Origin of the sequence: Arthrobacter sp. H41, assembly GCF_000520535.1 — a bacterium.
Taxonomy (GTDB): Bacteria; Actinomycetota; Actinomycetes; order Actinomycetales; family Micrococcaceae; genus Arthrobacter_D.
In genome coordinates this window covers 1-8554 of record NZ_KI914827.1, presented here as the reverse complement: position 1 = coordinate 8554, position 8554 = coordinate 1, and the positions used below count along the sequence as shown (strand labels likewise).

Sequence of the window (8554 nt, the reverse complement as noted above, 5' to 3'; positions counted from 1 at the left end):
CCCGCCATGTCGAAGAAGTAGTTCCAATCTGCCCGCGCATCATAGGGCAGGGGACGGGAGCCGCGAAGGTCCTTTCCCGCGGTACCGAAGAGCGGGAAGGTCATGTTGTCGTGCATCTCGTATTCGGCGCGAATCATACTGTGCCCGAATCGGTAGGCACAGACGGAGAATTCGATCGGTATCATCGGCCGCTGACGGTTACCGGGCCGGTAGAACTTGCTATCGACCTTTTTCAGTCCGTTGGAGAGGGTGGGCAGCATTGATTCGACCAGCTCGGCCCCTACGATGCGCGGAAGGAAATCATTGACGATCACCCACTGGTAATGCCATCGCGTAAGTTTGCGGGCCTCCTCGAAGGTATTACCGAGAGCGACGAAGTGATTGTGCAGCTCCAGGAATACCAGATGCAGTTGAGAGATGATGAGGTTCTCGTCGTCTCGTGGATCGCCGATGATCGCCGTCCCGGCATCCGTCCGCGGCAGGTCGGAGAGTCCTTCGGGGGTGCGTCCGACCAGTAACACGGCGGGATTCTGCGGGTCGTAAAGCTGCGGGTCGGCCGCCGGTCCGCGTCCGTAGACGGAGCCCAGGTCGAAGAACGGGGTGCTGTAGTTCTTCAGGGCATGCGGATCCTTCTGCTGCAACGCCAGGGGCGTGGTGTCGAAGGTTATGTCGTGGTCCATGAACTGGCCGAGATAGGTGTAACCGGCCGGCATATCAGCGTTGTCGAAACCGTCGTCACTCAGGGAGACGTCGCTCAGTGAAGGTCGGGGATCGATCATCCGTCCAGCGAGGATACCCAGAAGCTCATCCGGTGGAGTGAAGGGCGGCAGGCTCGGGAACATCAGTCCGAAGCGGCCCTGCTGATTGCGCCGGACCTTCACTGCTATCTCGGAACCCCGCGGATCTCCGACGCCATGGCCTCCCGTTGCCGGCCCCAGGCGAGCGGTTTTTTCCACCTTCGGAACCGGCGGCGCTGCGGATGCACTTCGGTTTCCCAGCGGCAGCACGGACAGGAGGCCCGCTGAAGCCGCAGAGAACATCACGCCTCTGCGTGATAACCCGCCCGAAGTTCCTGATGAGGAGGGTTCCTCCACCGGGCCGATTTCAGCACTCACTTCTGCACTCACAGTGTCTCCTTCTCGGAAGGCGCGTCCTCGTTTCCGCCAGGAGCAGTCAAGTGCATGAACCTTTGGTTTACCTTAAGTTCTGTCGAGGGCGCGGGGCGTCCGGCGAGTTCTCGGCCTCGCTTGCGCGCCCGATCCCCGAGGAGCCGGCCGCGCGTCCACTCAGGATTCCGGGCCCAGACCTATGAACGCGCCCAGCTCTTCCAGGCTCGAGGGGCGGGTGGGCATGTAGTTGGTCAGTTCCCGCGAACGGATGACGACGGCGCGCCACTGACCGCGCGAGATGGCGACGTTGATGCGGTTGCGGTTCAGGAAGAAGTCCATGCCGCGCGGTGCTTCAGACACCGCTGAGCAGGCCATGGAGACGAGCACCACCGGCGCCTCCTGTCCCTGGAACTTGTCCACCGTCCCCACCCGGACCTCTGGAAGGTCCGCCTCCTCCAGTGCGGTGCGAATTTTCTGCACCTGGGCGTTGTAGGCCGCGACCACCAGGAGATCGGTCTGGACGAGGGGGCGAGCGGGCTTGTCCCGTCCAGGGCGCCAAATCAATCCGAGGTGCTTGTGTGCCTGCTCGACGACCTCCGCGGCTTCCTCCTCGGACGCCACCGCGTTCCCGGTGTGGTCGACCAGAATGACGTCGACTCCTGCCGGCACCCCGGCCAACTGCCGGTCAGCGGCCGCGGGCGCGGATTCGAGCTTGCCGTCGTAGCTCAGGCGGGACACCACGTCGCACAGTTCGGGATGCATGCGCCAGGAGTCAGCCAGAAAGTAGCCCAGTTCTGCAGGGAGAGTGGCGTGCCCGGCAGAGAGCCAGCCCAGCGCGGATTCGTCCACCGGTTCGGGGTGCGAGCCCTGAGTCACCTGCGGCAACTGCTGTGGGTCGCCCAGCAGCAGGAGGCGTTTCGCGGCCCGGGAGACGGCGAGCGTGTTGGCGAGCGAGTACTGGCCGGCTTCGTCAATCACCAGGAGATCCAGCGATTCCGGCGGGACATGCTTGCCGGTCAAAACCCACGCGGTGCCGCCGATGAGGCATCCGTCGTCGCCCGCGAGCAGGTTGCCGATGGCGGTGTCCGAGGTATGCGTCCACGGAACGTCGTGCGGCGTCGCCAGCTTCTTGGCCACGCACTGCGGATCAGCACCTGATTCGATGGCGGTCCGGAGGAGATTCTCGACGACGGCATGTGACTGCCCCACTACTCCGACCTTCCACCCCCTGGCGACGAGCCGGGCGATGACGTGCGAGCCCACATAGGTCTTGCCTGTGCCGGGTGGCCCCTGGATGGCGAGGTAGGAGTGGTCCAGATCCAGGACGGCCTCGGTGATGGCCGAAATGTAGTCGGGCTGACCGGTGTCGTCATGAACGACGGCGGGCAGTGCATCCAGGGTTGCCAACCGAGGGCTGGTCTTGCACAGAATGTCGAGGCCGGGATGGGAGGGCAGGGACGGTACGCTCGCGCCGACGGTGCTCGCGAGTTCAGCCAGGGACGCTTCGATACTCACTGTAGGGATTGGCTTGTCCGGCGTCAGGGCGAGAGGCAATTCAGTGTAGGGCGGGATTTTTCCCGTGGACTTCTCGGTGGTCGTGATCAGGGTTTTGCCTGGCATCTCCGGGTCGGCTTCGACGAACTCGACGACCGTCTCGAAGCAGCCGCCGCGTGAGGAGGGATCACGCGCCAAGTCCTCCATTCCTTCGGGCACCGGTGCATCGAACATGCGGAACCATTTGGAGCCCGCGCGGAATTCGGAGCCTTCACCCATGGTGCCGTGCAGTTGGACCACCCGGGACTCCAACTTTCCCGTGGGCGTGGCCTTCGCCCACTTCTTCATCACGGTTCCGGACTCGACGATGAAGATGTCCCGCTTCTCGGACCAGCTGTCCTGGTCCGAACCGAGCCGGTCGAAGTGCTCCCACCAGAACTGCTTCCGCTCGCGGCGGTGGTAGCCGGTGGCGGCAGCGACCATCGCAATGGCCTGTTCCTCCGGCGTCAGCGCGCGGTCCGTGGGGAGCTGGGCGAGGAATTCCCGGAGACGGACTTCTTCCGGGGTGGGTTCGTCCGGTGCCTTCGTTTCCGGGGCTTGAGTTCCGCCGCTACCGGGCGCTTGGCGCTCGGTTCCCGACGCCGTCGTTCCCTTGGTGTCGCCCAGCTGCAGGAGCCAGTCGCGCAGACGCAGCGTGGAGAGACAGTCGTACTCGTTGTAGTCGGAGATGGAGGCGAGGATCGAAGCGGCCTCTGCGTGGTCGCCGTCGTCCCGTGCCGCACAGTACCTGGCGTAGGCGACCACGGAGGCCCCGGCGTCCGTGACGTTCCCGGAGCGAAGATGATCCCCCATATAGAGGGGCTCCAGTTCCTTGAGGGAATAGGAGGCTGCGGAAACGCGGAGCGAGTGCCGCACCGTGGCGTACAGGTCCACGAGGAGGCCGGTGCGGAGCCAGTCGTCCACGGTGTCCTCGCCGGCGGCGTGGCGGAGCGAGAGGTTCCGGAGCGCAGTTTTCTCGTAGGGCGCGTAGTGATAGATGTGCATGTCGGGGTGGGCGGCGCGGCGCTTCTCGACGTACTCCAGGAATTCGAGGAAAGCCTGCCGCTCAGCACCGCGGGAATGAGCCCAAAATGGCCGGAAGAGCGGCTTGGAGGCCTGTTCCGGCGCTTTCATCACTCCGAAAAGGTATTCAAGCCCCCAAGTGTGGGTGGCCGGGTCCTGCCAGAGTGGGTCCCCTTCGAAGTCGAAAAAGATGTCCCCCGGGCTTGAACCGGGAATGTCCGCAAGCGTGTTGTTCGCGAGTACCTTGTAGCTGAGGGTGTGCTCGACGTCGTTCTTGAGGAAGGTGCGGGAGCCGTCCGTTTTCCCGCAATCCGTCTGCATCCGGGCCTGGTCCCTCAACCGTACGAGGGGGCCTTTGGCTTTGTCGTCGGGCAGCTGGGCGAGAGCGTCAATCGTGGTGACGCCCGCCTTGAGCAGCTTCTTCCGCTGCGCACCGGTCATTCCGGCGACCATGAGCAGGTCACGATTGTCGGTAACTTGCTTGGCGCAGTAGTCACAGCGGCCGCAGGAGGTGATGCCGTCCTGCTGCCATTGCACAGGCACATCGGCTGCGCGGTGTGTGTCGGCCAAAGTGCGGAAACGGTTTCGCCGCTCGCGGTAGACCGGGAGGAGGTCGGTCAGGGAATGGGCGCTGGTCTTGAGGTCACCCAGGACGAGGGTGACGCGGGGAGCGGGATCGAGTCCGAGCCGGATGAGTTGGTCTCCGTAGGCGGCCAGCTGAAGCAGGGCTCCTACCTTGGCGTGTCGGGCCAGTTTGGTGTCCCAAACGGCATACCGCCCGGAGGCTTCCTCGCCTGGCGATTGCTTGACGAGGAAATCCGCATACCCGAGGAACTCGCCATCGAAGAACGTGGCCTGAAAAACGACGTCGGCACCTGCGGCGAGGGCGCGGGCGGTCTCCTGGTGCTTGCTAGTCAAACCTTCGCGGTCCAGGGTGCCGCGGTCAACCCGGTAGACGCCGGCTGCCCGGTCCGCATCCCACGGCCCGTACTGGTCAACGAGGTCTTTGAGGACCCGATTCTCGTGGACGTCGCCGAGTGCTCCAGCGCGCAGCTGCATCTCGTCGTCGTCGAACGTGGCCTTGGGGGAGCGGCCCAGCTTCTCATCCAGGATGCGCAGGGTGCGGTACTCGCATTCGCTGGCGGCGACCAGGTCCGTGGCGGAGAAGATCAGGTCTTTCTCCATACCGGGCGTGAGCGGGTCGAGCAGGAACATAGTGCCCCCAGGAGCAACGTGGGCCGCGGGGCGGTTCCCGGGCGCTGGTTAGAATCTAGCAAGGAGGGCCGACATATCTCGTGTGGCTCGCTCGGGATCGGCGATCCGACGGTAGCGTCGCCGGCATGGCCCGTTCGATGTGTACCGCTGCCGGGTACTCCTGCTAACCGCTCTGGGCTGCCCCGAGCAACCGGTCGAAGCTGGAGATTCCGTACTCGGGTGGCGTGATCGTCAGCACCACCCAGGTGGTGGTGACGGCGTCCTGCTCCCGCTTCACCACCGGATCCCGTCCCAGCACCACCTGCTGCTGCAGGGGTTGCGCCTGCCGGAGCGCCGTGAGGTCGAGTCCGGGAACGCCGTTCACCAGCAGTGGGACATGTTGGCCGTATCTCACGAGATCCCGGAACTTATCCACTGAAAGCTGGTCCAGTGGGTTCCCCGTCAGCTCGAGGATGATTCCGTTGACGGTCGCGGTGACGCTTTCGAGGAACCTGCGCTGTCTGGAAACCTCACCCGTGACACACAGCGCTGTGAAGAAACCGGCGAGCACGACGGCGAACAGTGTCAGGGACCAGAAACTTCGCAGTGGAGAAACGAAGATCATGAGGATCAGGCCCAGGACGTACGCGAGAACGATGAAACCGACGAACATGGTCGAAGCGCCTTCGCCGGGCCTGCCGTTCCACTCCTTCGAGGTGAAGCTGGTAAGTAGCCGCTGGTCCGGCTGTGATGTCGCCATGGTCAGTGTCCTTTCACTTCCAGAAGTGCTTCGGCAAGAAGGATTGCTTCGCGCGCGTCATCGAGGTCGTCACGCAGGCCACGGTCGGTGCCAGCGACAACCGGAACCTCGGGTGTGCCGGCAAGATCCGCCACGGCTTTCCGGAGGTTTTCCCGCTCCTGTGCAAGGCCCCTCGACGTCTCCAGCTTGAGCTTGCTTCGCTTGAGTTCGTTGAGCGACCGGTCGATTTCCTCACTGCGCTCGCGGACCACGGCCACCCTCTCCCCGAGGCGCTGCGTCCTCTTCCGGAACATCGGCTCCATCTTGAGGGCAACGTCGGAGAGTTCGCTCAGGGTCCTGTACGCCTCCGGCTTACCGGTGTGATTCGCCAGCAGCTTGTCCGCATGAATTCGTCGCTGGTTCCAGAGTTGAAAGCCGGTGTTGTTCTGTTCGAACAGGGACACCAGAATCCCGAGGGTCGTGGTCAGCGAGGTTCGCCGCGTGCCGAGTTTGGCGGAGGCCGCGTCGATGCGGTCAATGAACTCAGCGTAATTGTCCATTGCCTGTCCTTTGATGGGCGAAGCATGAATATCCTTTGACCCAGTATCGGCGACGATTGCGATTATCCGATCACCGGAATCGGGGAGCGCTTGGAGGAGGCGATACATGATGCTGTGGAGGCGGGGAAATTGAAAATCGACGACGGCGGGCTCATCCGGGCCTCGTAGGATGCCCGTGCCTCTACCCCGCGCTTCTTCACGCAGAATCCCGAACTGTCGCCAAACCGAAGCTCGATGTGGTGTACAACGCATTCGGTCGGCTGGTAGAACTGGACGACACTCTTACTGCCGCCACATCTGGCATCTTGACCGCCACCACGTCGGGATGTTGAGGATGGAACCGAAGATAGGGACGAATTCGATGACGATTTCAACGACGAAGAAGGTCCGCCTTGCCCTGGCCCCCCGATGGGCGGCTTCACTGGCTGTCGGCTTGCTGGCGCTCACCGGTTGCGGTGGGGACTCCGGCGGTGGCGAATCGGCGGAGGAGTACCCCAGTGAAACCATCGAGGTGATGGCGCCTGCTGATCCGGGCGGGGGCTATGACCAGACCGCACGATCTATCGCACGTTCACTCTCCGAAGGTGGCGTCATTGAAACCGGCTCCGAGGTGTACAACGTGCCCGGCGCCTCCGGTACGGCCGGCCTTACCCAGTTTGTCGGCGAGAATGCCGGCAATCCTCACCAGCTGATGGTGATCGGGAAGATCCTCGTTGGCGCGATTCAACAAACGGACGCCCAGGTAAGCCTGGCTGATACCACACCCATCGCACGGCTCACCGCTGAATATGACGCCATTGTGGTTCCCGCTGCTTCTGAGTACGAGACGCTGGAGCAACTCATGGACGCCTTCGAAGCGGATCCTGGAAGTATTGCATGGGGTGGCGGCTCTGTAGGCGGCGTGGATCAGATTCTGGTAGCCCAATTGGCCGATGCCGTGGGAGTGGAACCCTCAGAGATCAACTACATTCCATACTCGGGAGGCGGCGAACTCACGCCGGCCATTCTCTCCGGTGACGTAGCCGCGGCAGCATCAGGTCTGGCCGAATTTCAGGATCAGATCGACGCAGGCGAAATGCGCCTGCTTGCCGTATCGAGCGAAGAACCCATTGAGGGAATTGACGCGCCCACCATCATCGATGCCGGATACGATGTCTCGATTGCCAACTGGCGGGGACTCGTAGCGCCGCCGGAGATTTCCGATGAGCAGCGTGATGCAGTGATCTCGATGGTCGAGGAGATGCATGCCACCGAGGAATGGCAGGAAACTCTAACCGCCAACAACTGGGATGATTTCCTGCTCACTGGAGATGAATTCGGCGAATACCTTGAGGCTGAGGATGAGAACATCACCCAGACGTTGACTGACCTTGGAATCATCGAGTGACCTCCAGTCCCCATCCCGGGACTACGGCCACAGGTGGCAGGTTGGGGATCCGAATTGCCGCCGTCGTCATTGTTCTTGCCGCGGCGGTGGTGCTCTATGACGCGATCCGCATATCGCTCAATGGTGGTTTCGGACCACAGCAGCCGGGGTTTTTCCCGCTCATCGTTGGGGTGGGACTGGTGTGCTTCGGAGTGGCGTTTTTGGTACGCGCCACGCTGAAGCCGGATCAAGCGCTCCTCGATCAGGCCGCGATCCACCATGGCGACACCCACTGGCGCACGCTGTGGGCAGTGATCGGCTCGCTGCTGCTCTATTCTGTGGTGCTGGAGCCACTCGGTTACATTCTTGCCACGTCCATTTTCTTCATGGGTACTGCCTGGATTGCCGGCAGCCGCAAACTGGTTCGTGACCTGATCGTCGCTGTCGTGTTCTCAGCCGCCGTGTACTTCGGCTTTACCGAAATATTGGGCGTGCGACTGCCCTCCGGCCTCCTCGAGATGGTGCTCTGATCCATGGACGTCTTCGCTGACCTACTGGGTGGTTTCGCCAACGCACTTGAACCGCAGTACCTGTTGTATGCGGCGATCGGCGTAACCGTTGGGACTCTGGTGGGTGTGTTACCCGGTATCGGTCCCGCGCTGGCATTGGCGCTACTCCTGCCGCTGACGTACGGCTTCGACCCCACCGGTGCACTCATCATCTTCGCGGGGATTTACTACGGTTCCCTATACGGCGGCGCTATCACCTCCATACTGCTGAACACCCCGGGCGAAGCGGGCTCGGTCGCGACGGCCATCGAGGGATATCCCATGGCCAAAGCAGGCCGGGCGGGGCCCGCCCTGGCCACGGCGGTCATGGGGTCGTTCTTTGCCGGCATCATCTCCACACTAGGACTTACGTTCCTGGCACCGCTGGTGGCAAATCTCGCGAAATCTTTCCAGGCGACCGATTATTTCGCCCTGATGGTGCTCGCCTTTGTCAGCGTGACCGCTCTGGTCGGAAATTCACT

General features: G+C 62.8%; 7 protein-coding genes. 3 read left to right on the top strand and 4 right to left on the bottom strand.

Annotated elements, in window-relative coordinates; genetic code table 11:
• The 4 genes from Y705_RS20265 to Y705_RS0114380 all read right to left on the bottom strand — a co-directional run.
• Positions 1-1127 (bottom strand): peroxidase family protein (locus tag Y705_RS20265; protein WP_275450820.1); only part of this gene is annotated, 1127 nt, incomplete at its 3' end.
• Between the two features lie 159 nt (positions 1128-1286).
• Complete coding sequence (locus tag Y705_RS0114390) at positions 1287-4880, bottom strand: TM0106 family RecB-like putative nuclease (protein ID WP_026533362.1); 3594 nt, start codon at positions 4878-4880, stop codon at positions 1287-1289.
• A gap of 163 nt (positions 4881-5043) precedes the next feature.
• Positions 5044-5619, bottom strand: a complete 576-nt coding sequence (locus Y705_RS0114385) for a hypothetical protein (protein WP_026533361.1) — start codon at positions 5617-5619, stop codon at positions 5044-5046.
• Between the two features lie 2 nt (positions 5620-5621).
• The gene (locus Y705_RS0114380) at positions 5622-6158 is read right to left on the bottom strand and encodes a hypothetical protein (protein WP_026533360.1); all 537 of its coding nucleotides are present in this window, start codon (positions 6156-6158) and stop codon (positions 5622-5624) included.
• A 361-nt stretch (positions 6159-6519) separates the two neighbouring features.
• On the opposite strand from Y705_RS0114380, the gene Y705_RS0114375 reads away from it, so the two are divergent.
• The 3 genes from Y705_RS0114375 to Y705_RS20255 all read left to right on the top strand — a co-directional run.
• Entirely contained in the window at positions 6520-7545 is a 1026-nt protein-coding gene (locus Y705_RS0114375) for a Bug family tripartite tricarboxylate transporter substrate binding protein (RefSeq protein WP_049822818.1), read from the top strand.
• A gap of 41 nt (positions 7546-7586) precedes the next feature.
• Entirely contained in the window at positions 7587-8054 is a 468-nt protein-coding gene (locus Y705_RS20260; protein WP_049822817.1) for a tripartite tricarboxylate transporter TctB family protein, read from the top strand.
• A gap of 3 nt (positions 8055-8057) precedes the next feature.
• On the top strand, positions 8058-8554 hold a 497-nt coding region (locus tag Y705_RS20255), incomplete at its 3' end, for a tripartite tricarboxylate transporter permease (RefSeq protein ID WP_173401098.1).